This is a genomic window from Kitasatospora albolonga (assembly GCF_039535905.1).
Lineage (GTDB): Bacteria > Actinomycetota > Actinomycetes > Streptomycetales > Streptomycetaceae > Kitasatospora > Kitasatospora albolonga.
The window spans coordinates 34,590-57,934 of the sequence record NZ_BAAAYB010000161.1 but is presented as its reverse complement, the minus strand read 5'-3'; the positions used below and the strand labels follow the sequence as shown (position 1 = coordinate 57,934).

The window sequence follows — 23,345 nt, the reverse complement described above, 5'->3', positions numbered from 1 at the left end:
GCCGTCACCCCGGGGCCCGTCCCGCCGTCGCGGCGGGCCCCGGGGTGGGGTCGAGGAACACCCGGGCCACGGCCGGGAGTTCGGCCCGGACGGCCCGCTCGGCGGCGTCGCAGGCCTGCTCGACCTGGGCGGCGGTGGCCAGGTCGTGGAAGTCCACCTTGGCCGCCACCAGCACCTCCTGCGGTCCGTGCACGATGGTGACCAGCTCCAGCACCGCCTCCACGTGCGGCTGGCGGCGCAGCGTCTCCTCGATCCGGTCCTCCAGCGGCTGCGGCAGCGCCCGGCCGATCAGCAGCGAGGAGTTGTCCCGGGCCAGCACGTACGCGACCCAGGCCAGCAGCAGCCCGATCAGCAGCGAGGCCGTCCCGTCCCAGACCGGCGAGCCGGTCAGCTGGGCGCCGAGCAGCCCGCCGAAGGCGAGCAGCAGTCCGGCCAGCGCGGCCGAGTCCTCCAGGAAGACCGCCTTCACCGCCGTGTCCGGCGTGTGCCGCAGGTAGGTGACGAGCCCGGTCCCGAACCTCCGCCCCTCGCCGCGCACCTGACGGTACGCCCGGCGCAGCGAGATCCCCTCCAGCACGAAGGCGACCGCGAGCACCGCGTACGAGAGCGTCGGGCTGCCCAGCTCCTCGCCGTACCGCAGGGTGTGGATCCCGTCGTGGACGGAGAAGACCGCGCCGCCGACGAAGGTGGCGAAGGAGGCGAGCAGCGCCCAGAGGTAGCGCTCGCGCCCGTACCCGAAGGGGTGGGTGTCGTCGGCGGGGCGGGAGCCGCGCTTGATCGAGGCGAACAGCAGCAGCTCGGTGACGGTGTCGGCGAAGGAGTGCGCGGCCTCGGAGAGCATCGCGCTCGATCCGCTCAGCACCCCGGCCACCGCCTTGGCGACGGCGATCCCGAGGTTGCACAGCCCCGCCACGATCACCGTGCCCAGGCTCTCCTGCTCCTCGGGCTCCTCGGGTTCGGTGCTCATGGGCGGTCATTGTGCCCGGTATGCCCGGTGTAGGCGGCGGTTCAAGGGCTGCACTTGGCGAATGCTTTACCATTTCATTGCCAAGGTCCTACTCTCCCGAACCTGCCCGAGGAGTCCCTGACCGTGACCAGCCTTGCCCTGGGCCCCTCCTGGCTCGACCCCGACCACCTGATCTCGACCTTCGGTCTGATCGGCATCCTGGTGATCGTCTTCGCCGAGTCGGGCCTGCTGATCGGCTTCTTCCTCCCGGGGGACTCGCTGCTCTTCACCGCCGGCCTCCTGGTGGCCGACGGCACCTACCTCCAGCAGCCGCTCTGGCTGGTCTGCACCCTGATCGTGGTCGCGGCGGTGGTCGGCGACCAGGTCGGCTACCTCTTCGGCCGCAAGGTCGGACCGAGCCTGTTCCGGCGGCCGGACTCCAAGCTGTTCAAGCAGGAGAACGTGGAGAAGGCCGCCGCCTTCTTCGATCGCCACGGCCCCAAGGCGATCGTGCTGGCCCGCTTCGTCCCCATCGTGCGGACCTTCACCCCGATCGTGGCCGGCGTCGGGCGGATGAACTACCGCACCTTCGTGGTCTACAACGTGCTCGGCGGTGTCCTGTGGGGCGCGGGCGTCACCGTCCTCGGCTACTTCCTCGGCCAGGTCCCGTTCGTCCGCGAGAACATCGAGGCCATGCTGGTCGGCATCGTCCTGCTCTCCGTCCTCCCCATCGCGGTCGAACTCCTCCGCGCCCGCCGCAAGCCCCGGCAGCCCGTGGCCTGACCGCCCGTCACCCCCACAGCCCGGGTACGACGCACGGTGCTCACCCGTCGTACCCGCACGGCCCCCGGCCTTCTCCTGCCGGGGGCCGTTGTGCGTCCCGCGTCGCCCCCGCGTTCATCCGGACCCCTCCCCTCCGCCCCTCCGATCAGGCACGATGGCCCTCCCACCCGCCGGAGGCGCCGTGCCCCGGTCCTGTGACCGGGCGCCACCCCCTCCGCCTCCGTTCCCCGCCGGAGGCGTTGTGCATCCGCGCAGCTCATCAGGCATGGTGGGAGCGACGATCACCATGCGGGACGGGGCGAGGAGAGGCAGTGCCGAAGCGGGGCCGGGGACGACCGGGCGGGGCCAAGAAGGTCAGGGGCGGCCGCCCGCCGCGCCCCGTGCCCAAGCAGCAGCCCACTCCGAGGGACGCCCCGCCCACCGAGGGCCTGCTCGGCCCGGCCGCCCCGCCGGTCGAGCAGCCGCACGTCATCCCGCTGGCGCCCAGGCCGCAGCAGACCGAGGGCCTGCTCTCCCCGGCCGAGTCCACCGGGGAGGTCCCGCTGCCGGGGCACGGCTCCGACGACACCCTCACGCCCGAGGTCTGGCGCACCGCGGCGATGGAACAGACCGTCGAGATCAACGTCCAGACGCTCCGTCAGGGCGCCCCCGGTCAGGCCCCCTGGCCGGACCGGATGCGCACCCTGCTCAAGACCCCGATGGCCGAGCGCCCCAAGTACGAGCGGACCCAGCCCGAGCAGAAGCCCGAGGCCGCCGCCGTCCGCAAGAACGTCCCCCGCGTCCTCGACCTCACCCTCCGGATCGGCGAGCTGCTGCTCGCCAGCGGCGAGGCCGCCGAGGACGTCGAGGCGGCCATGCTCGGCATCGCGCACGCCTTCGGCCTGGACCACTGCGAGCCGCAGGTCACCTTCACCCTGATCGGCATCTCCCACCAGCCCTCGCTGGTCGAACCGCCGGTCACCGCCGACCGGGTGGTGCGCCGCCGCACCTCCGACTACACCCGGCTGGCTGCCGTCTACCGCCTGGTCTCGGACATCACCGCCGAGCGCCTCACCGTCAACGACGCCTACCGCCGCCTCGCCGAGATCCGCCGCAACCGGCACCCGTACCCGGCCTGGCTGCTCTCGCTGGCCACCGGCCTGCTGGCCGGCGCGGCCACCTTCCTGGTCGGCGGCAAGCTGGACGCCAAGGGCTGGCTGGTCTTCGCCAACGGCTTCGTGGCCGCGATCCTGGGCGACAAGCTGGCCTCGGCGATCGCCCGGCGCGGGCTGCCGGAGTTCTACCAGTTCGTCATCGCGGCGATGCCGGCCGCGGTCTCCGGCATCATCCTCTCGCTCAACCACCTGGGCCTGCGGGGTTCGGTGGTGATCACCGGCGGCCTGTTCGCGCTGCTGCCCGGCCGGGCCCTGGTGGCCGCGGTGCAGGACGGCCTGACCGGCTTCTACATCACCGCCGCGGCCCGGCTGCTGGAAGTGCTCTACCTGGTCGCGGGCATCGTGATCGGCGTGATGCTGGTGCTCTACACCGGCTCCAAGTTCGACCCCAACCTCAACCCCAGCGAGAGCCTGATCGGGATCAGCGACCCGCCGATCCAGCTGGGCGCCGCGATGGTGCTCACCCTGGCCTTCGCGATGCTGCTCCAGACCAGCCGCAGAAACCTTCTTCCGGTGGTGTTCAACAGCGGCATCGGCTGGTCCACCTACGGCGTGCTGGCCTACAACGCCGGCGCCTCCCCGATCGTCGCCACCGGCGTGGCGGCCGGGGTGGTCGGCCTGTTCGGCCAGCTGATGGCCCGTTACAACGCGACCTCCTCGCTGCCGTTCGTCACCGCCGCGATCGGCCCGCTGATGCCCGGTTCGGCGATCTACCTCGGCATGCTCGCCTTCACCCAGAACAACCCGGTCGGCGGTGTGGTCCAGGTCGGCCGGGCCGCCACCCTGGCCCTGGCGCTCGCGGTCGGGGTGAACCTCGGTGGCGAGGTCGCGCGTCTGACCATGAAGACGCCCAGCACCCTGGGCGGACCGGGCGGTGTGCTGCGCGGCCCCGGCACGGCGGGCGAGCGCCTGGCCCCGTACCTGCTGGTGCCCCGTCGGGCCGCCAAACGCACCCGGGGCTTCTGACCTACCGTCAGGGGGACCGGGGTACGGCGAAGCAGAGGACGAAGAGGTACGGCCCGTGATCGAAGACCTGTTGGACGGCTACCGGACGCACATCGTGGCCGCCCACAAACAGCCGCTGTTCCTGCTGCTGGTGGGCTTCATCTCGTCCTTCGTCTTCATCCGCTTCAGCGTCCGGATGATCCGGGCCAAGGTGCGCTGGTGGCCGGGCAACATCACGCCCGGCGGCCTGCACATCCACCACATGGTCTTCGGCCTGGGCTTCCTGCTGCTGGGCGGCATCGGGGTCTTCGCCACCAGCGGCGGGCACCCGTGGATCGACTGGTTCGGCCTCTGCTTCGGGATCGGCTGCGGGCTGGTGCTGGACGAGTTCGCGCTGATCCTGCACCTGGACGACGTCTACTGGAGCGAGCAGGGCCGCAAGTCGGTGGACGCGGTGATCATCGGCATCCTGGTCACCGGGCTGCTGCTGATCGGCTACGTCCCGCTCGGGGTCGTTCCCGGTGAGGACACCCGGTGGGGGCTGGTCGCGGTGATCTCCCTCAACTCCCTGGCCTCGATCGTCACCCTCTTCAAGGGGAAGATGTGGACCGGCCTGCTCGGCATCATGGTGCCCGGCATCTCCTGGGTGGGCGCCGTCCGGCTGGCCCGCCCCAGCAGCCCCTGGGCACGCTGGCGCTACGAGCGCCGTCCGCGCCGCAGGGCGCGCGCCCTCCGGCGTGAACGGCGGCTGCACGCCCGGGCGGACCGCGCCCGCACCTGGCTGTTCGACCTGATCGCGGGCGCCCCCGACAAGGTCCCCGCCAACCACCCGGCCGCCCACCGCGTCGCCGAACGGATGGCGGCCTCCGCCACCGCCCACCTCGACGCGCACGCCGCCCGCTCCCTGGCCCGCCGCCACGCCCGCCTCGCCGACCGCAGCCCCACCCCCCGTGCCACCGCCCCCGACCGCCGCACCCCCGCCGCCCGCCGCCGCCGCACCGTCCACGCCGGCCGCCCCCGCCCCTACGCCCGCCGCTGACCGGCCGCGTCACCCCTCCGGGGCAAAGACCTGAGCGTCCGTCAATCGCCGCTGACGCCGCCCGGCGCCCGCCCGGCGGCTGGTGACCGCCCCTCCGCCACCCGCCCCTCCACCAGGCCCGCCGCGGGCGGCCCCGCTCTGGTCGCCCGGGCGACAATCCGACATCTCACCCGGATGGCAGTGTGGGGATGGCCCTGAGTTGTCGTCAGGTCTGAGACTATGACCGACAGTGACTGATTTGTCACCTGATGGGATAGTTGGCTGATCGTCAGACGGCGTAGGAGGGCACCCCCGTGACCCGAAGAATCCTCCCCACCCTCCTCCTCACCCTCGCCGGCCTGCTCGGCCTCCTCCCCGCCGCCGTGGCCGCCCCCGACCCCTACCCGTCCACCGAGGACATCGCCGCCGCCCAGGCCGACGAGGCCTCCGCCCAGGCGGACACCACCGCCATCGAGGCCAGCCTCACCGCCGCCCAGAAGGACCTGGACCGGGCCGGCCGCGAGGCCGAACAGGCCGTCGAGGCCTACAACGGAGCCCAGGCCCACCTCAAGCGCGCCCGCGCCGAGGCCGCCACCCGCGCCGACCAGGCCGCCGCCGCCGAAGCGGCCCGCGCCGAGGCCGCCGACACCGCCGCCGCCCTGGCCGCCGAGACCTACCGCCAGGGCGGCGCCGGCCCCCAACTCTCGGCCATCGACGCCCTGCTGGGCGCCCACGGCCCGGCCGCCGCAGGCCGCCAGGCCGCCGCCGTCGGCGTGATCGGCTCCACCACCAAGGCCATCCTGGACGCCGCCACCTCCACCGCCGCCGAGGCCTCCCGCACCGCCGAGGCCGCCCGGGCCGCCGAGGAGGACGCGGCCCGCGCCGCCGAGGCCGTCCGCCTCGCCAAGGAGGTGGCCCAGACCCGGCTGGCCGCCCAGCAGACCCAGGTAACCGAGATCACCGCCCGCCGCGAACAGCTCCTCACCGCCCTGGCCGCCGCCCGCAGCACCACCCTCGAACTCGAGCGCCAGCGCCGCGAGGCCCTGGAAGCCATCGCCGCCCAACAGGCCGCGGAGGCCGCCCGCGCAGCCGAGGAGGCCGCCGCCCGCGAAGCGGCCGCCGCCGCTGCCGCCGCGGCCGCGACCACCCACTCCTCCGACGGCTACGCGGCGGCCGAAACCCCGTGGTCCGCCGGTGGCGCGGCCGCCGCCATCGCCTTCGCCCGCTCCAAGATCGGCCTGCCCTACATCTGGGGTGGCGAGGGCCCGGCCGGCTACGACTGCTCGGGCCTGACCATGATGGCCTGGCGCCGCGGCGGCAAGTCCCTCACCCACTTCGCCGCCGACCAGTACGCCGAGTCCACCCCGGTCTCGTACGCCCAACTCCGCCCCGGCTACCTGGTCTTCTGGACCGACACCGGCCGCGCCCGCGACATCCACCACGTCGCGATCTACATCGGCGACGACCAGATGATCGAGGCCCCCCGCCCCGGCACCGCCATCAAGCAGGCCAGCCTCTGGATCATGGGCCGCCCCGACTTCTACGGCCGCCCCTGACAGCCGGCCCCGGACGCGGGCTCCTGACCGGCCGTCAGCCCGCTGCCGGGCCCTCCGCGATCCAGCCCATCCCGTACACCAGGTCCTCGAAGTCCGGGAACTCCCGCCCGGCCTGCTCGACCACGATCGCCCCGGGCCGTCGCGGCCCCGGCGCGAACCGCTCCGCCACGGCCGTCAGCCCGGCGTGCGGCCGCCCCGTCCGCCGCCGGCCCGCCGCGTGCCCGGCCGCCTCCCGCGGCCCGAACCCGTCGGCCAGCAGCCAGAGGAAGTCCCCCAGGTCCCGGGCCACCACGGCCGCGTCCCCGTCCGACCCGAGGAACACCACCGGCTGGTCCTCCACCGGCCGCCCGGGCCTGGTCACCCACACCGCCCCGTACCCACCCGCCCCGTCGGCCCCGAAGACCAGGAACTCCGCGTCGCCGCACCCCTCGTTCCCGCTCCACCGCCGGAACCACGCCGCGGCCTCCGCCTCCGGCAGGAACGACGCCAGCGCCTCGAAGTCGACCCCGTCCTCCTCCGCGAACGGAACGGACAGGGCGGCGGCCAGCCCGGCCGGAAACCCCCGGCCCTCGAAGATCGTCATGCCCCCGAGGCTAGCCACCGCCTAGGACACCGCCGGGTCACGGAGAGGCGTACCGCGTCACGTTGGTCACCTTGCACGAGAGCTTCTTGCCCTTCGAGTCGCTGGTGCCTTGAGCCTTCAGTGCCGCTGCCTGGTTCGGAGCCAGATTGTTCGTTGCGGCGATGCCTTCGCCGACACGGGTGCCGGACTCGTCCACGAACTCGATCGACACGATGTAGTTCGACGTCTTCGACGAGTGGTTCGTCACCTTCACATCGGCTGACGGCCAGCCCAGCACGCCGTCGACCTTGCAGCCGGTGATCTCCGCGTCCTTGAGCTTGTCACTTCCACCCGCTGGAGCGGCCGGAGCGGCAGGGGCCGAGGAGGCGGGCTGCTGGCCGTCGGTGACCGCCGGTACGGGTGCCGCAGTGTTGCTCGCCTTCGATGTGGGAACTGCGGGCACGATGCAGCCCGTCAGCCCGAGCAGCAGCCCGACGCCGACGAGACCGGAGGAAAGGGTGCGCATGTTCTCTCCAGGGTTGGGTTCCGGGAGATGCTTGCGCACAATGTGGTTGCGCTGTGCGGGAGTTGCGAACCTGTTATCGCATCGAGCGAGGGGCTCGGCGCCGGCGGACCGGACTGCCGGTGCCGAGCCCCTGTGGGCCGTCCGACCGTCAGATGTCGCGGAAGGTCTCGATGTTGGCGCCGATGGAGTTGAGGCGGGCGGCCAGGTCCTCGTAGCCGCGGTTGATGACGTAGACGTTGCGCAGGACCGAGGTGCCCTCGGCCGCGAGCATCGCGAGCAGGAGGACGACGGCGGGGCGCAGGGCCGGGGGGCAGACGGTCTCGGCGGCGCGCCAGCGGGTCGGGCCCTGGACGAGGACGCGGTGCGGGTCGAGGAGGGTGACGTCGGCGTTGAGGCGGGTCAGGTCGGTGAGGTAGATGGCCCGGTTGTCGTAGACCCAGTCGTTGATGTGGGTGGTGCCGTGGGCGGCGGCCGCGATCACCGCGAAGAAGGGGACGTTGTCGATGTTGATGCCGGGGAAGGGCATCGGGTGGATCTTGTCGACGGGGGCGGTGAGCTTGGACGGACGGACCGTCAGGTCGACCAGCCGGGTGCGGCCGTTGGCGGCGGGGTACTCGGGGGTGCGGTCGTAGTCGAGGCCCATCTGCTCCAGGACGGCGAGCTCGATCTCCAGGAACTCGATCGGCACCCGACGGATGGTCAGCTCGGAGGAGGTGACCACGGCCGCGGCCAGCAGGCTCATCGCCTCGACCGGGTCCTCGGCCGGCGCGTAGTCGACGTCACAGGTGATGTCGGGCTGACCGTGCACCACCAGGGTGGTGGTCCCGATGCCCTCGATCTCCACGCCGAGCTGCTCCAGGAAGAAGCAGAGGTCCTGGACCATGTAGTTGGGGCTGGCGTTGCGGATCACCGTCACGCCGTCGTGCCGGGCGGCGGCCATCAGCGCGTTCTCGGTGACGGTGTCCCCGCGCTCGGTCAGCACGATCGCCCGCCCGGGGGAGACGCCCGGCTCGACCTGGGCGTGGTAGCTGCCGTCGGTCGCGGCGACCTCCAGGCCGAACTGCCGCAGGGCGCCGAGGTGCGGCTGCACGGTGCGGGTGCCGAGGTCGCAGCCGCCGGCGTAGGGGATGCGGAACTGCTCGGCGCGGTGCATCAGCGGGCCGAGCAGCATGAGGACGCTGCGGGTGCGCACCGCGGCGGCCTCGTCCATGGAGTCCAGGGCGAGCTCGGCGGGCGGGGTGAGCTCCAGGTCGCGGCCGTCGTTGACCCAGCGGGCCTTGACGCCGATGGAGGAGAGCACCTCGAGGATGCGGTAGACCTCCTCGATCCGGGCGACCTGGCGCAGCGTGGTGCGGCCGGTGGTGAGCAGCGAGGCGCAGAGCAGGGCGACGCTGGCGTTCTTGCTGCTGCGGACGTCGATGGCGCCGCTCAACTGCCGTCCGCCGTCGACCCGCAGGTGCATCGGGCCGGCGTAGCCGAGCGAGACGATCTCGCTGTCCAGCGCCTCGCCGATCCGCGCGACCATCTCCAGCGTCAGGTTCTGCTGGCCCTTCTCCATCCGGTTGACCGCACTCTGGCTGGTGCCGAGCGCCTCCGCGAGCTGGCCCTGGGTCTTGCCCTTGTGCTCGCGGGCGGTGCGGATGAGACCGCCGATGCGCTTGAGATAGTCGTCGCTCATTCGCCAGACGATATCTCATATGTGAGATGAGGAAAGCTGTGGAGTCCCTCGGAGCTCCCTGGGAGCCGGCCGGGTGAAATACGGATGCCGAGGCCTGACGGTGCGTCGTACGGTGACGGGATGGGCAACGACGGACCTGGCGACCAGGTCGAGATCCGCTACATCACCGAGGACGAGCTCCCTGCCTGGGAGCGCGCGCTGGCCCGGGGCTTCCTGCGGCCGCACATCGGGGAGGGCGGGGAGTTCCGCCGTCTCCAGTTCGAGCCGAACCGCTTCCAGGGCGCGTTCGACCCCTTCGACCCGGCCCGCTGCGTGGCCACCTTCCGCAGCTTCGACACCGAGCTGACCGTCCCGGGCGGCGGCACCGTCGTGGCCGACGCGGTCTCCGCCGTGACGGTCAGTTCCACGCACATCAGGCGCGGTCTGCTCAGCCGGATGATGGCCGTCGACCTGGCCGACGCCAAGGCCCGGGGCTGCGCGGTCGCCATCCTGCTGGCGGCCGAGTACACCATCTACGGCCGCTTCGGCTTCGGCCCCTCCTCCCGGGTCGAGGCGCTGAAGATCGACGCCGTCGGCAGCGGCGGCCTGCGGGGGGACCTGCCGCCGACCCCCGGCCGGGTGGACTTCGCCTCGATGGAGGAACTCCGCAAGATCGGGCCGGAGTTCTACGACCGGTGGCGGCTCACCCAGCCCGGGGCGATCGAGCGCAAGTCGTACCGGTGGAAGATGTACACCGGTGAGCTGACCGCGCCCGGCTTCGACTGGAAGGAGCCGTTCGCCGCCGTCTACCGGGACGCGGACGGCGCCGTCGCGGGCATCGCCACCTACCGGGTGGACGACGTCTGGGAGAACGGCCTGCCCAACTGCACCCTCACCGTCGACGACTTCCTCGCGATCGACACCACCGCGGCCCTGGCCCTCTGGCGCCTGGTCTTCGCGGTGGACTGGGTCCGCACCGTCGTGGTCGAGAACCTCGGCGCCGACGACCCGCTGCCGCTCTGGCTCAAGGACCCGCGGCACGCCCGGCCGGGTGAGGAGTTCGGCGACGCCACCTGGCTCCGGCTGCTGGACGTCCCGGCCGCCTTCGCCGCCCGCACCTACGCCGCCCCCGGCCGCCTGGTGCTGGAGGTCACCGACCGGCACGGGTACGCCGAGGGCCGCTGGGCGCTGACCGTGGCCGCGGACGGCACCGGCCGGGTCGAGCCGACCGACGAGCCGGCCGAACTCGCGCTCGACGCGGCGGAGTTGGGCGCCCTCTACCTGGGCTCCGAGTCCGCCTCCCGGCGAGCCCTGGCCGGCCTGGTCACCGAACTGCGCCCCGGCGCGGCGGCCACCGCCGACCTGCTGCTGCGCACCCCGCTCCGGGCGTGGAACCCGGAGCCGTTCTGACGGGTCGTCACCAGGCGGGCGTGGTTCAGGACTTCTGGGTCCGGCCGATGGTCGGCAGGATGAAGTCCTGGATCAGGCCCTTGGCGTCCCGGACGATCGGGCGGAACACCCGGTACCGGGAGAGCGTCAGCAGCTTGGCCGCGAACGGGGTCGAGCGGCGGACGAACTCCCGGGTCCGCTCGGTGTCCTCGGTGCGGTCGAAGACCCAGTACAGCACCACGACCATCAGGTGCAGCCAGAGCAGGTCCGGCAGCAGCTCGGCCAGTTCAGCGTCCAGCTTGCTGTTCAGCTCCGAGCCGTCGAGCACGTCCCGGAACAGCTGCACCGCGGTGGCCCGGGCCGGGTGCGACTCGTTGGAGAACGGGCTCAGCGAGCTGTTCGGATCGGCGGCGGTCCGGAAGAACTGCGAGGCGAACTCGTGGTACGGCGCCGCCGTGTCCAGCCAGGACTCCAGGGCGATCTGGAGCCGGTCCGCGAACTCCTTGTGCCCCTCCATCCGGGCCTTGGCGTCGGCGGCGTGGTCGTAGGTCATCAGGTCGTAGAAGCCCTGGATCAGGAACTCCTTCGACTCGAAGTAGTAGTAGGCGTTCCCGACCGAGACCCCGGCCTCCGAGGCGATCGCCCGCATGGTGGTCTTGTCGTAGCCGCGCTCCTTGAACAGCCGCATCGCGGTGTCCAGGATCAGCGCCCGGGTCTGTTCGCTCTTCCCGGTCTTGGGGAGGGCGCGACCGCCCGGAAGCTCGGGGGCCTGCTCGGCGGGGCTGTTGTCGCTCTCGTGCTGGTTCGGCTGCTCCACGCTGGTTGAGCCTACCCGGACGGGGTGGCCGACACCGGACATGAGCCGTCGTCACAGACCGGACCGCTCGGCGGCCAGCCCTCCGCCCTGGGTACGGGCCCTGGCGCGCGTGCGGGCACGGGTGGGGCCCCGGCCGGGACGCCGGCCCCGGTCGCCCGGCGGTACGCGCTGACGGCGAACACCGCGGCCCGTGCCAGCGGCAGCCCCGCCGGGGTGGAGAGCGAGACGGCCAGCGGCCGGTGCTCGGTGAGCGCCCAGAGCGCGGTGACGAAGGCCGGGGCCCCGCGCCAGACCTCCCCGCTGTCGGAGACCACGGTCAGCTCCCCGAGCGAGGCGTCGTGGTCCAGCGTCGGGAACTTCTGCCGGGCGACGTACGAGCCGACCGGCACCAGTTCCAGCGGCACCAGCTTGGGCTGGCCGCGCAGCCAGGCCGCGAGGTGGCGGCAGAGCGAGCAGTCGGGATCGTGCAGCACGGTGAGCCAGCGGACCGGTGCCGCGGCGGCCGTGGCCTTGATCGTCGTCATGGTGGTCATGCCCCCCGTCGCCGGTCAGGCCGGGTACGGGGCGACGAAGCCCTGCGGGGCGACCGGCGGGCGCTGCTGCTGCTCCAGCGAACCCCGGCGGCGGATCCGGTTGAGCACGTACACGTTGCCCAGGTGCATCACGCCCAGCAGCAGGAGCACGGTGCCGAGCTTGTAGGAGAGCGCCTCGAAGACCCCGGCGGCGCTCTCGACCCGGCGGTCGTTGCGCATCCAGAGGGCGACGAAGCCGAGGTTGATCAGGTAGAAGCCGACCACCAGGAGGTGGTTGACGGCGTCCGCGAGCCGTTCGTCGCCGGCGAAGACGTCGGAGAGGAAGAGGCGGCCGTTGCGGCTGAGGGTGCGGGCGACCCAGAAGGTCACACCGGCGGCGACGGGCAGGTAGACGGCGTAGCTGATGACCGTGAGGTCCATGGGACTGCTCCTTTTCGAACGTGTTCAAAAGCTCTGGGCATGACTGTAGAGCGATTCTTGAACATGTTCAAGATGGGGTGGCGGTGGGCTGTGGCAGGCTCTCGGCATGGACCAGTCGCTCATCCGCCCCGGCACCCCCGCCGACGCCCCCGCGGTCGCCGCCCTGCACAGCGCGAGCTGGCGCACCGCCTACGCCGGCATCGTCCCGGCCGAGGCCCTCGGCGACGGTCTGACGGAGGAACGGCGCGAACTCTGGGACCTGCGCCTGACCGCCGACTACGGCGAACCGGCCAACACCCCGCACCTGCTGGTCGCCGAGCGCGGGGGAGAGCTCGTCGGCTTCGCCTACCTGGTGCCCCAGCCGGACGGCCGCGTCCTGCTCGACAACCTCCACGTCCGCCCCGGACTCACGGGGGGCGGCATCGGCGCCCGCCTCCTCGACGCCTGCCGCGACCACTGCCGCGACGTCGCCCTCTACCTGGAGGTCCTCCAGGGCAACGCCCGCGCCGTCGCCTTCTACGAACGCGAGGGGGCCACCCGCACCGACACCCGCACCGGCTGGTTCCCCGGCGGCCACCCGCTCCCGGAGTACGAGTACACCTTCCTCGACGGCTAGGTCCGGGGGCTGGCGGCGGCTTGTCGGGGCGCGCCGGGGGCGCGAGGCTCCGCTGACCTGCGGCTCCGCCGCGTGGGCGCGAGTCGAGAGGTGGCCCAGTGCTGGCGGGAGTGGCTACGCCTCTGGGGGCGCGAGGAACTGCGCGAATTCGGAAGGCGGTCTGGTGTGAGATCGGGGCACGTCAGCCAGTTGCACGTGCTGCCGTTCCCCCGCCCGTAGTTCCCCGCGCCCCCGGGCCGACCAGTCCCCGGTACCCCGCAGTCGTCACGGCGAGAGCCAGCAGCGCCGCCCCGGCCGTGATCAGGTAGCCCGTCCCGGGGGCCGCGTGCTGCGCGAGAGCCCCGCCACCCGCCGCCCCGGCGGAGATCCCGACCAGGATCCCGGCCACCGCGACGCCCATGCCCTCGTTCAACTGGCCCGCCGGCAGGACCTCCTGGACCAGCGTCATCCCCGTCACCATCGTCGGCGCCACCGCCACCCCGACCACGAAGAGCGCCGGCCCGAGCAGCGCCACCCCGCCCCCGGCCTGACCGACCGCCAGTGGGAGGAGCGTCAGCCCGGCCAGCACCCCCAACCCCGCCAGTAGCCGTCCGGCCGCCCCGATCCGGGTCCGCAGCACCCCGAAGGCAAACCCCGACAGCCCGGACCCCGCCGCCACCAGCCCCAGCAGCCACCCCGCCGAGGCCCGCTGGCCGAGCGCGTCTGCGTACGCGACGGTGGTGACCTCCATCGAGCCGAAGAGCAGTCCGGTCGCCGCGAACACCGCGACCAGCAGCCACAGCCGCCCCACCCGCAGCACCCCGCCCGCCTGACCCTCCGTCACCGTCGACGAGGGCCGTACCGGAGGCTCCGTCCGCCGCTGCGCCGCGAACAGCAGCACCCCGCCCCCGCCCAGCACCGACCCCACCAGCAGCCCGGCCTCCGGGAAGAGGCCGGTGCACAGCGCGGTGCCGAGCACCGGTCCGGCCATGAAGCAGACCTCGTCGAGCGCCTGCTCCAGCGCGTTCGCGGTGTGCCGCGCCTCGGGGTCGTCGGCGTACAGGTGCGCCCAGCGCGCCCGGGCCATGCCGCCGAGGTTGGGCAGCACCGAGGCCAGGGGGTAGCAGACGAACAGCGTCCAGGCCGGCGCGCCGTACCGGGCGCAGAGCAGCAGCCCGGCCATCGGCCCGACGCCGGCCAGTACGCACGGCACCGAGACCCGCGCCTGCCCGTACCGGTCGACCAGCCGCCCGAGCAGCGGCATTCCGACCGCCACCGCGACCACCCCGGCGGCGGAGACCGCCCCGGCCAGCGCGTACGAGTCCCGCCGGGCGGCCACCATCAGCACGGCGGAGACCCCGGTCATCGAGAAGGAGAGCCGCGCCAGCAGCCCGCTCAGCGTGAAGGCGAGCGCGCCGGGCGCGGCGAACAGACGGCGGTACGAGGCGAACACGGAGCTCCTGAGCGGACGTCAGCGGAGGGGGCGTGACACCCACCCTGACGACCGTCCCGCCACCCGGTCCAACACCTGTTCGGCGCCATTGACACAGTCGTGTTGTCAATCGGCTAGGGTGCCCGGATGCCCCGTGATCTCCATCCCCGGCTGCTGCGCGGCTTCGTGGCCACCGCCGACACCCTGCACTTCGGCCGAGCGGCCGAGCGGCTGCACGTGGCACAGCAGGCGCTGAGTCGGGACGTCCGCGCGCTGGAGGAGACGCTCGGGCAGCGGCTCTTCGACCGGACCACCCGGAGCGTGCGGCTCACCCCGGAGGGGGAGCGGCTGCTGCCGAAGGTGCGTGAACTCCTGCTCCTGCACGACGAGTTGCTGGCAGGTCCGGACATCCGGCGGCCGCTGCTGGTGGACCTCAACAACGATGTCGGCGGGGACGACCTGACCACCGTCCGGGTGCTGACGGAGGCCCGGGAGGCCTGCCCCGGGCAGGAGCTGCTGGCCCGCTTCCACGGTGGACTGGCCGCCGCGGCGGGGGAGTTGCTGGCGTACCGGCTGGACGCCTCGTTCGGGCGCTTCGCCGGGCTGCCGCCCGGAGTCCGGGCCGGTCTGGCCCAACTGCCGGTGCGCTTCGAGGAGATGGCGGTGATGCTGCCGCTTTCGCATCCCTTGGCGGAGCTGGAGCGGGTGCCGCTGGCGGCGCTGGCCGGGCATCCGGTGGACGTCTGCGCGGGCAATCCCACCACCACCGAGTGGACCGACCTGGGGCGCCGGCTGCTCGACGCCTTCGGCCTGGTGGCCGCCGCTCCGCACACACCGCCGGTCGGGGTGGACGAGGTGGGGCACTACCTGACCCGGCACGGGGAGGCCATGCTCACCACGACGGGCGGCCCCGGGATACCCGGGGCCGTGACCCTGCCGTTGGTCGAGCCGGTACCGCTCGCCCTGGTCAGCCTGGTGCACCGGCCGGGGGAGCGCCATCCGGGCCTGCGGGCCCTGCGCGAGGCGGCCGGACGGCTCGCCTCCCGTGAGGGCTGGCTGCGCCGTCCGGCGGGCAGTTGGCTGCCCGCCGAGGACGCCGCACTGCTCGGGGAGCCGGCCGCGGTCAGGCCTGCTTGACGGCGGAGATGTCGAAGCTGAGCTTGACCTTCTCGCCGATCAGCACGCCGCCGGTCTCCAGCGCGGCGTTGTAGCTCAGGCCCCAGGCGGTGCGGTCCACCGTGGTCGAGCCCTCGAAGCCGACCCGCTGGGCACCGTACACGTCGGTGGCACTGCCGGTGTACTCCAGGTCGAGCACGACCGGGCGGGTGGTGTCCTTGATGGTCAGCTCGCCGGTCATCCGGTACGAGTCGCCGTCGAGGCGCTCGGCGGAGGTGGAGCGGAAGGTGATCTCCGGGAAGCTCTCGGCGGCGAAGAAGTCGCCGGTGCGCAGGTGCTCGTCGCGCTGGCCGTTGCCGGTGTCGATGCTGGCGACCTTGATGGTCAGGGCGGCGGTGGAGTTCTCCGGGGTGGTGCCGTCGAGCTTGAGCAGGCCCTCGTGCTCGGTGAACTGGCCGCGGACGTTGGTGACCATGGCGTGGCGGACGGCGAAGCCGATCTGGCTGTGCGAGGCGTCGATCGCGTAGTCGCCGGTGAGGTGGGCGAGGTCCGGACCGGCCGGGCGCTCGGCGACGGCGGTGGTGGTGGTCGCGGCGGTCTTGTTGCGGTTGAAGATGCCCATGGCTGCTGCTCCTCGGGGTGCGAAGCCAGTTGTTGAGGCTTCAACTTTGTTGATGGCTCCACCGTAGACCCATTTCGTTCAAAGTTCAACCACAAGCCGGTGGGTCGGCTTGGAACACCCCATCCGGCCCCGCTTCCGCCCGTCCTCGGGCCGGCCGCCGAAGGCGGTCAGGGGCGCGAGGAACTGCGCGAATCGGAAGGCACCGCCCCGTGCGCCGGGTGCGGACAGGCACTTGCACGTGAAGGCCCGTACCCGGCACACGGGCCGTCCCTGCCGCCGCGCGCAGTTCCCCGCGCCCCCGGGTTGGCCACCACCATTCGCGCCGCCCGCTTCCGGGTCGCCTTCGGGTCGCCGAAGGCGGCCGGGGGCGCGAGGAACTGCGCGAATCGGAAGGCATCGCCCTTGTGTCGGGTGCGGACGGCCACTTGCACGTGAAGGCCCGTACCCGGCACGCGGGCCATCCCTCCCGCTGCGCGCAGTTGCCCCCGCCACCGTCTCCCTGTGCTCCGCTCCGGCCTGCCCCGGCGGGAGTGTCCGGCGGTCCCTCTAGGGTGGGAGGTCGAGGAGAACGTCCGTGGCCAGGAGGGGTGTGCGCCGATGTACGCGCTGCACGCGTTCTGGCGGGCCGACGGGCAGCTCGCGCTCTGGGCGGAGGATGCCCGGGCCTTCGCCGCCCCCCGTACGCCGCCCACCCGCCGGGGCCCCTCCGCTGCGCACCCCTACGCCTGCCCCGCCGCCGAGGTGGCCCGACTGCTGGCGGCGCTCGGGCCCGGGGCGGGTTGGCTGGCCGGGCAGGCGCCCGAGCGGTGGGGCACGCTGCGGCTGCCCGGCCTCGGCGGGGCGCCCACGCCCTCTCCGCAGCTGCCCGTCGGCGCCATCGGCCAAGGGGTCACGCTCGCTGACTGGCGGGTGCCTGTCCTGCTCTTCCCGTCGACCGCCGCCGCCCAACTCCTCGGCGAGCTCTACGACCCCCACGGGGGCGCAGCCACCCTCCAACTCCCGGACGCCGAAGGCCCGGTGGAGCTCGCCTACGGTGCCTCGCTCCGCTGGCTGACCGCTGTCCACGACCTCGCCTGGCGGCTGGCCGGACGGGGCCGCGTCCTTCCCGTCCTGCGGGAACGGGACGGCCGCCCGTACGCCCACTGGCAGCCCGCACCCGACCGGTCCGCCCGGGCCGAGGCGGAGGCGCTGGCCCGTGGCTGCCCGCCGATCGCCCTCGCCGAGGTCCCGGCCGTGGCCCCCGAAGCCCAGTCCTTCACCCCGGCGGCGGCGGACGCGCTGGTCGCCGTACTGCTCGACGCGCTGACGGACCGCGAGGTGCGGGTGGCCCTGGAGGGTGCGCCCGCCCCGGCCGGCGAGGGCGCGGTCGCCGACTGGCTGGCCGCCCTCCACGCCCCCGACGGCACCTTCGCCGCACCCGCACCCGCACCCACTTCCGCTTCCCCGTCCACGCCCGCCGGGACCGGATCGCCGACCTCGGTCGAGCCCGCCCCGTCACCCGCCCCCGATCTGCCGGCCGCACCCGACCACGCCCCCCTCGGCAGCGAACTGGCCGACCTCCAAGAGGAGTTGACGCGCTGGTACGCGGGCGACCCCGCCCCCGGCCGTACGCTCCGCCTCTGCTTCCGGCTCTCCGAGCCGCTCGGCCCCGGCGACGGCGACCCCGAGGGCCGCCCCGACGAGGACGACTGGCGGCTCGACTTCCTGCTCCAGGCAATCGACCGGCCCTCCCTCCTCCTCCCCGCCGCCGAGCTCTGGGCGGACGGCCCGGCAGCCGCTGCGCTCGTCCGCCAAGTCCCGGACGTTCAGGAGAAGTTCGCCATCGAGCTGCACCGTGCCGCGCTGCGCCGCCCCGAGCTGCGCCCCGCCCTGGCCGGCTCGCGTCCGACCGCGCTGCGGCTCGGCCGCGAGGAGGCCCTCGGGTTCCTCCGGGACGCAGCTCCCGCCCTGGCGGAGTCCGGGTTCGGCGTCCTGCTCCCCACCTGGTGGCAGCGCCGTCCACGCCTCGGGCTCGCCCTCACCGCCGCCCGGGTCACCCCGCCCGGCTCGGTGAAGCGCGAGGCGCAGGTGGACCGGGACTCGCTGGTGGACTTCCGCTGGCAGCTGGCCCTCGGTGGAATCACCCTCACCGAACAGGAGTTGGCCGACCTCGGGGTGGCCCAGCAGGGCCTGGTGCGGCTGCGCGGCCGCTGGGTGGAGGTGGACGCCGGGCAGATCGCCTCCGCGCTGCGCTTCCTGGAGCGGCACGGCAGCGGCACCATCGACACCGCCGACCTGCTGCGCCTGGCCCTCGACCCGTCCGCCACCGCCGGCGGGCTGCCGGTCACCGCCGTCACGGCCACCGGCCCGCTCGGTGAGCTGCTCGCCGGCCGCGCCGTGGACACCACCGCCCCGCCGCTGCCGCCCGAGTTCGGCGCGACCCTCCGGCCGTACCAGGAACGGGGGTTGGCCTGGCTGCACGCCCTGTCCCGGCTCGGCCTGGGCGGGGTGCTGGCCGACGACATGGGGCTCGGCAAGACCGTGCAGACCCTCGCCCTGCTGGCGGCCGAGCACCACGCCGGGGCCACCGGCCCGCCCGGCCCGCCCGGCCCGCCCGGCCCGACCCTGCTGGTCTGTCCGATGTCCCTGGTCGGCAACTGGCAGCGCGAGGCGGCCCGGTTCGCGCCGATGCTGCGGGTGCACGTCCACCACGGCGCCGAGCGCGCCTCCGCGCTGCCCGCGGCCGACCTGGTGATCACCACCTACGGCGTGCTCCAGCGCGACGCCGGCCTGCTGCGGAGGGTCCGTTGGCGCCGGGTGGTCGCCGACGAGGCGCAGCACGTCAAGAACGCCGCCACCGCCCAGTCCAGGGCGCTCCGTTCGATCCCCGCCACCGTGCACCGGATCGCCCTCACCGGCACGCCGGTGGAGAACCGGCTGTCCGAGCTGCACACCGTGCTGGACTTCGCCAACCCCGGCCTCTTCGGCAGCGCCGAGGTCTTCCGCGAGCGCTTCGGCCTGCCGGTCGAGCAGCACGGCAGCGTCGCGGCGGGAGAGCGGCTGCGGCGGCTGACCGGGCCGTTCGTGCTGCGCCGCCGCAAGACGGACCCGGCGGTGGCTGCGGAGCTGCCGGCCAAGCAGGAGATCACCGTCCGCTGTCACCTGACGGCCGAACAGGCCGGGCTGTACCAGGCCGTGGTGGCCGAGCTGCTCCACCGCCTCCAGGGCATCCGGGGCGTGGAGCGCAAGGGTGCCGTGCTGGCGGCGATCGGGCGGCTCAAGCAGGTCTGCAACCACCCCTCCCAACTCCTGCACGACCGTTCGCCGTTGGGGGACCGCTCGGGCAAGGTGGCCCGGCTGGAGGAACTGCTCACCGAGGCGCTGGCGGAGGGTGACCGGGCGCTGGTCTTCACCCAGTACGCCGAGTTCGGGCGGCGGCTCCAGCCGCACCTGGCCCAGCGGCTCGGCACCGAGGTGCTCTACCTGCACGGTGGTGTGCCCCGCCACCGCCGCGAGGAGATGGTGGCCCGCTTCCAGGCCCAGGAGCCGGACGGACCCCGGGTCTTCCTGCTCTCGCTCCGCGCGGGTGGCACCGGGCTCAACCTCACCGCCGCCAACCAGGTGATCCATCTGGACCGTTGGTGGAACCCGGCGGTCGAGGACCAGGCCACCGACCGGGTCCACCGGATCGGTCAGCACCGGGCCGTCCAGGTCCGCCGACTGGTCTGCGTCGGCACCGTCGAGGAGCGGATCGGCGAACTCATCGAGGCGAAGCGCTCGTTGGCCGACCAGGCGGTCGCCGCCGAGGAGCGCTGGCTCACCGAGCTCGACCCGGCCGCCCTGCGTGAACTGGTCACCCTCGCCACAGAGGCCTTGGAGGAGGAGACATGACGGACGCTCAGCAGGTGCCCGAGCACTTCTGGGACGGCTCCTTCACCCTCGCCGCGGGCCCCGTCGCCGATCCCGTCGCCGCGCCCGCGCCCGCGCCCGCGGCCGCCGACCCCGAGGACGGCGGGACGGCGCTCGACGCCCTCGGCCCGTCCGGCATCCGCCTCGGCGGCCGCGACCTCGCGGCCGTGCTGGCCGCCGACTACCGCCGGATGACCGGCGCGGAGCCCGGCGTCCGATAGAGTGCAACTCCCCCGTGGTCATGGTCCACGGGCCTGCTGAGGAGGTGAGACCCATTACCGCTGTGAAGGTCCGGGTGCTCTCCTCCGTCTCCCGTCCGGTCTGACCGACCGGACCCGAGAGCGCCCTTCGAAGCTTCGAAAGGCATCTCACCGTGTCGTACGCCACCACCGTCACCACCCTCCGCGCCGCCGGCTGCGTCTTCGCCGAGGACGAGGCCGAGCTGCTGCTCGCCACCGCCGAAGGGCCCGCCCAGCTGGCCGAGATGACGGCCCGTCGGGCCGCCGGTTACCCGCTGGAGCACGTGCTCGGCTGGGCCGCGTTCTGCGGCCTGCGGATCGCGGTCGGCCCCGGCGTGTTCGTGCCGCGCCGCCGTACCGAGTACCTGGCCGAACAGGCCGCCGCGCTCCTCGCGCCCGACTCCGTCGTGCTCGACCTCTGCTGCGGCGCGGGTGCCGTGGCGGCCGTCCTGGCCCGCGGTCCGCACGCCGAACTCCACGCCGCCGACCTCGACCCGGCCGCCGTCGCCTGCGCCCGCCGCAACCTGCCCGCCTCCGCGCGCCTCCACCAGGGCGACCTGTACGCCCCGCTGTCCGACGGTCTGCGCGGCCGGATCACCGTCCTGGTCGCCAACGCCCCCTACGTCCCCACCGACGAGATCCGCTTCCTCCCGCCCGAGGCCCGCGACCACGAACCCCTCGCCACCCTCGACGGCGGCCCCGACGGCCTCGCCGTCCAACGCCGCGTCATCGCCGACGCCCCCCGCTGGCTGGCCCCCGGCGGCCACCTCCTGATCGAGACCAGCGCCCGCCAGGCCCCCGCCACCGCCGCCACCATGACCGCCGCCGGCCTCCGGCCCCGCACCACCACCTCCGCTCCCCACGACGCCACCGTGGTCGTCGGCACCCTGCCCACCTGACCGCTCCGGGCGATGAGGCCGCACGGGGTGATCCTGGGACGCCAGGAACCGCGCGGTTCGTGGGATCGGGGCACGTCAGGCCGTCGCACGTGCCGCGGTCCCGGCCTCCTCGAGCAGAACCTCGACCAGCCGCGCGGCGTACGCCCGGGGGTGGCTGGTGTTCCCGTTGTGACCACCGGGGAACTCGGCCACCTCCGTCCCCACCAGCTCGGCCAGCGCGTCGGCGCAGCGCCGGTCGAAGACCTCCCCCGGAGTCGTGACCCCGGCTGCGGGGACGATCCGGACCGGCGAGGCGGCCACGGTGTCCGGCGCCAGGTCGTCCCGGAGCAGCGCCGTGAAGTCGTGCCGCAGGAAGCGGTCGAAGTTGGCCCGGCGCTGCGCGTCCATCGGCTGCGGGGTCAGACCCTCCTCCACGTCCCGCCCCGTGGTGTCGATGCCGAGCACCCGCGCGATCTCCGGCAGCACCGCCGCCAACCCGTCCCGCAGGTACAGCTCCTGGAGCTCCGCCAACTCCGCCGCGTGGTGGGCCCGTTCCTCCGCCCCGAGCAGCCACGGTGCCACCGGCTCGTGCGCGATCAGGGTGGAGAGCTGCTCGGGGTGCCGGGCCGCGAGGTGCAGGCCGATGACGGCGCCGAGGCTGCAGCCGAGCATCGGCACGGGTCGGTCCGTCAGGGCGGCCAGCAGCCGGTGCGCGTCGTCCACGTGGTCCGCCACGGCTGCGGCGTCGCGCCCCTCGGCGGTCAGGCTCCGCGAGAGGCCGCGCCGGTCGTAGGTGAGGACGGTGAAGCTGTCGGCCAGGGTGTCCACCAGGTCGGTGCTGCGGTCGGCGTCGCCCTCGCCGCTCTGCGAGATCAGCAACAGCGGTCCGGTGCCACGGAGTTGGTAGTGCAGGACGGCTCCGTCGACGACGAGCTCGGGCATGGTGGTTCCCCCTCGGGCCGGCCAGACGGTCACTCCGCCCGGCGATGTTCCCACCGTATCGCATCCAATTAGATGTATCTAGATAGATGCATCCATGGAGATGTACCGTCTTCCCCATGAACGGAGTCGAGCTCTTCCTGCTGGGCCGTGCCCTGATGAAGATCGGGGAGGAGGCCCTCCCCGAACCCCCCGGCGGCGCCGAGCGCCAGTCGGGCAGCGCCCGGCTGACCCTGATCGTCGCGGGGGACGTGGCCGCCCACCACGGCACCACCGTCGGCGAGATCGCCGGCCGCACCGGCCTGCCGCAGAGTCAGGTCTCCACCGCCGTCGCCCGCCTCCGCGAGGCCGGCTCCGTCGACGCGTCTCCCGATCCGGCCGACCGCCGCCGCACCCTCCTCCACCCGGCCGCCGCGCCGAGCCCCCGGGTGGCCGAGGTCCGTGCCACCCCGATCGGCCCCGCCCTGGCCGCCGCCCTCCCGGACGCCACCCCGGCCGAACTCCGCGAACTCACCGCCGCCCTGGACCTCCTGGCCCACCACCTCCGCCCCACCGCCCGCCCCTGACCCACCCTGGTAACGTGCGGACCTTCACCGGCCCCGCCGGTCGGAGTCCCGAACGGGCCGCCCATGACCGACTCCTGGCAGGAGCTGCACGCAGCCCTCGACGCGTTCCCCGCCGCCGTCGCCCCCTTCCGCGCGGAGGCTTGCGGCCACTGCTGCACCCCGGCGGACCTGGCCGCCCTCGCCGGGCCGCCCGAGGCGGTGCCCGACCGTCTGCTCGCCACCGCGGTCATCAGGACGCCCGGCCACTGGAACGACCACCCGGCCCTGATCCGCCGCCTGGCGCCCCGTCTGATGCGTGCGGTCGCGACCGACTCGCTGGGCGTGGGTGAGGGCACCGTCGGCACCCGCTTCCGGCAGGCGCGGTGGCAGCTCTGGCCGGAGCCCGAACGCTCCGCCCTCCTCGGCATCTGGCGGACCTGGCTCGACCTGACCCTCCGTCACCACCCCACGCGCGTGCCGGTGAGCCGCGTCCTCGACCTGCTCGCCGCCGCCGCCGGCACCCTCGCCCCGTGGCTCGACCGCTGGCCCGCCCAGGGGCTCCCGGCCGCCGACCGCCAACTCTCCGAGCTGCTCGATGACTGGCTGCTGTACGACCGGCCGGACACCCTCCGGCTCGGTCACGGCGGTGAACTCCACGTCGGCCCGGAACTGTTCACCTGGCTGAACGGTCTCGACCCCACCCGCCTCACCGCCGACCAGCGCTACGTCCTCGCTCTCCTGAGCGCCGGCCGTCCCTGATTCTCCCTCGGGGTCACCCCTCGGCT

General features: G+C 73.7%; 22 protein-coding genes. 12 read left to right on the top strand and 10 right to left on the bottom strand.

The window, feature by feature from the left end:
- Positions 1–4: 4 nt before the first annotated feature.
- Positions 5–967 (bottom strand): cation diffusion facilitator family transporter, encoded by a 963-nt coding sequence (locus tag ABD946_RS41875; protein WP_345290973.1) that lies wholly within the window; start codon positions 965–967, stop codon positions 5–7.
- Between the two features lie 123 nt (positions 968–1,090).
- On the opposite strand from ABD946_RS41875, the gene ABD946_RS41870 reads away from it, so the two are divergent.
- From ABD946_RS41870 to ABD946_RS41855, 4 genes are all read left to right on the top strand, one after another.
- The gene (locus tag ABD946_RS41870) at positions 1,091–1,729 is read left to right on the top strand and encodes a DedA family protein (RefSeq protein ID WP_345290972.1); all 639 of its coding nucleotides are present in this window, start codon (positions 1,091–1,093) and stop codon (positions 1,727–1,729) included.
- 311 nt (positions 1,730–2,040) lie between these two features.
- The gene (locus tag ABD946_RS41865; protein WP_345290971.1) at positions 2,041–3,849 is read left to right on the top strand and encodes a threonine/serine exporter family protein; all 1,809 of its coding nucleotides are present in this window, start codon (positions 2,041–2,043) and stop codon (positions 3,847–3,849) included.
- A 55-nt stretch (positions 3,850–3,904) separates the two neighbouring features.
- Positions 3,905–4,867, top strand: coding sequence for a hypothetical protein (locus ABD946_RS41860; protein ID WP_345290970.1), 963 nt, complete (start codon positions 3,905–3,907; stop codon positions 4,865–4,867).
- 293 nt (positions 4,868–5,160) lie between these two features.
- Entirely contained in the window at positions 5,161–6,402 is a 1,242-nt protein-coding gene (locus tag ABD946_RS41855) for a C40 family peptidase (RefSeq protein ID WP_345290969.1), read from the top strand.
- A gap of 34 nt (positions 6,403–6,436) precedes the next feature.
- Here the strand turns inward: ABD946_RS41855 and ABD946_RS41850 are convergent, their stop codons facing one another.
- The 3 genes from ABD946_RS41850 to ABD946_RS41840 all read right to left on the bottom strand — a co-directional run bounded on the left by ABD946_RS41850 (position 6,437) and on the right by ABD946_RS41840 (position 9,168).
- Positions 6,437–6,985, bottom strand: coding sequence for an SMI1/KNR4 family protein (locus tag ABD946_RS41850; protein ID WP_345290968.1), 549 nt, complete (start codon positions 6,983–6,985; stop codon positions 6,437–6,439).
- Positions 6,986–7,022: 37 nt separating this feature from the next.
- A complete protein-coding gene (locus tag ABD946_RS41845) occupies positions 7,023–7,490 on the bottom strand; it encodes an FxLYD domain-containing protein (RefSeq protein ID WP_345290967.1) in 468 nt (155 codons plus the stop codon).
- Positions 7,491–7,638: 148 nt separating this feature from the next.
- On the bottom strand, positions 7,639–9,168 hold the full coding sequence (locus tag ABD946_RS41840; RefSeq protein WP_345290966.1) for a helix-turn-helix domain-containing protein: 1,530 nt from the start codon (positions 9,166–9,168) through the stop codon (positions 7,639–7,641).
- A 120-nt stretch (positions 9,169–9,288) separates the two neighbouring features.
- On the opposite strand from ABD946_RS41840, the gene ABD946_RS41835 reads away from it, so the two are divergent.
- The gene (locus ABD946_RS41835) at positions 9,289–10,557 is read left to right on the top strand and encodes a GNAT family N-acetyltransferase (protein ID WP_345290965.1); all 1,269 of its coding nucleotides are present in this window, start codon (positions 9,289–9,291) and stop codon (positions 10,555–10,557) included.
- A gap of 25 nt (positions 10,558–10,582) precedes the next feature.
- Here the strand turns inward: ABD946_RS41835 and ABD946_RS41830 are convergent, their stop codons facing one another.
- The 3 genes from ABD946_RS41830 to ABD946_RS41820 are packed head-to-tail and all read right to left on the bottom strand — an operon-like array spanning position 10,583 to position 12,306.
- Positions 10,583–11,353, bottom strand: coding sequence for a TetR/AcrR family transcriptional regulator (locus ABD946_RS41830; protein ID WP_345290964.1), 771 nt, complete (start codon positions 11,351–11,353; stop codon positions 10,583–10,585).
- Positions 11,354–11,364: 11 nt separating this feature from the next.
- Positions 11,365–11,877 carry a thiol-disulfide oxidoreductase DCC family protein gene (locus ABD946_RS41825; RefSeq protein WP_345290963.1) on the bottom strand — a complete coding sequence of 171 codons (513 nt, stop codon included), beginning with the start codon at positions 11,875–11,877 and terminating at the stop codon, positions 11,365–11,367.
- A gap of 24 nt (positions 11,878–11,901) precedes the next feature.
- Entirely contained in the window at positions 11,902–12,306 is a 405-nt protein-coding gene (locus ABD946_RS41820; RefSeq protein WP_345290962.1) for a hypothetical protein, read from the bottom strand.
- A gap of 106 nt (positions 12,307–12,412) precedes the next feature.
- On the opposite strand from ABD946_RS41820, the gene ABD946_RS41815 reads away from it, so the two are divergent.
- Complete coding sequence (locus ABD946_RS41815) at positions 12,413–12,922, top strand: GNAT family N-acetyltransferase (RefSeq protein WP_345290961.1); 510 nt, start codon at positions 12,413–12,415, stop codon at positions 12,920–12,922.
- A 181-nt stretch (positions 12,923–13,103) separates the two neighbouring features.
- Here ABD946_RS41815 and ABD946_RS41810 read toward each other — a convergent pair whose 3' ends face one another.
- Positions 13,104–14,354 (bottom strand): MFS transporter, encoded by a 1,251-nt coding sequence (locus tag ABD946_RS41810; RefSeq protein WP_345290960.1) that lies wholly within the window; start codon positions 14,352–14,354, stop codon positions 13,104–13,106.
- A 126-nt stretch (positions 14,355–14,480) separates the two neighbouring features.
- On the opposite strand from ABD946_RS41810, the gene ABD946_RS41805 reads away from it, so the two are divergent.
- The gene (locus ABD946_RS41805) at positions 14,481–15,470 is read left to right on the top strand and encodes a LysR family transcriptional regulator (protein WP_345290959.1); all 990 of its coding nucleotides are present in this window, start codon (positions 14,481–14,483) and stop codon (positions 15,468–15,470) included.
- Here the strand turns inward: ABD946_RS41805 and ABD946_RS41800 are convergent.
- On the bottom strand, positions 15,457–16,071 hold the full coding sequence (locus ABD946_RS41800; RefSeq protein WP_345290958.1) for a YceI family protein: 615 nt from the start codon (positions 16,069–16,071) through the stop codon (positions 15,457–15,459). The genes ABD946_RS41805 and ABD946_RS41800 overlap by 14 nt on opposite strands.
- A gap of 597 nt (positions 16,072–16,668) precedes the next feature.
- Here ABD946_RS41800 and ABD946_RS41795 point away from each other — a divergent pair.
- The 3 genes from ABD946_RS41795 (at position 16,669) to ABD946_RS41785 (ending at position 21,097) form a co-directional block, all read left to right on the top strand.
- Positions 16,669–19,941 carry an SNF2-related protein gene (locus ABD946_RS41795; RefSeq protein WP_345290957.1) on the top strand — a complete coding sequence of 1,091 codons (3,273 nt, stop codon included), beginning with the start codon at positions 16,669–16,671 and terminating at the stop codon, positions 19,939–19,941.
- On the top strand, positions 19,938–20,180 hold the full coding sequence (locus ABD946_RS41790; RefSeq protein WP_345290956.1) for a hypothetical protein: 243 nt from the start codon (positions 19,938–19,940) through the stop codon (positions 20,178–20,180). The genes ABD946_RS41795 and ABD946_RS41790 overlap by 4 nt, the downstream gene beginning before the upstream one ends.
- Before the next feature lie 152 nt (positions 20,181–20,332).
- Positions 20,333–21,097, top strand: a complete 765-nt coding sequence (locus ABD946_RS41785; protein ID WP_345290955.1) for a putative protein N(5)-glutamine methyltransferase — start codon at positions 20,333–20,335, stop codon at positions 21,095–21,097.
- A 75-nt stretch (positions 21,098–21,172) separates the two neighbouring features.
- On the opposite strand, the gene ABD946_RS41780 is transcribed toward ABD946_RS41785, so the two are convergent.
- Positions 21,173–22,018, bottom strand: coding sequence for an alpha/beta fold hydrolase (locus ABD946_RS41780; protein WP_345290954.1), 846 nt, complete (start codon positions 22,016–22,018; stop codon positions 21,173–21,175).
- Positions 22,019–22,134: 116 nt separating this feature from the next.
- Here ABD946_RS41780 and ABD946_RS41775 point away from each other — a divergent pair, with 116 nt between their 5' ends.
- Both ABD946_RS41775 and ABD946_RS41770 read left to right on the top strand, forming a co-directional pair.
- Positions 22,135–22,581 carry a MarR family transcriptional regulator gene (locus ABD946_RS41775; RefSeq protein WP_345290953.1) on the top strand — a complete coding sequence of 149 codons (447 nt, stop codon included), beginning with the start codon at positions 22,135–22,137 and terminating at the stop codon, positions 22,579–22,581.
- Positions 22,582–22,644: 63 nt separating this feature from the next.
- Complete coding sequence (locus ABD946_RS41770) at positions 22,645–23,319, top strand: hypothetical protein (RefSeq protein ID WP_345290952.1); 675 nt, start codon at positions 22,645–22,647, stop codon at positions 23,317–23,319.
- Positions 23,320–23,345: the final 26 nt, after the last annotated feature.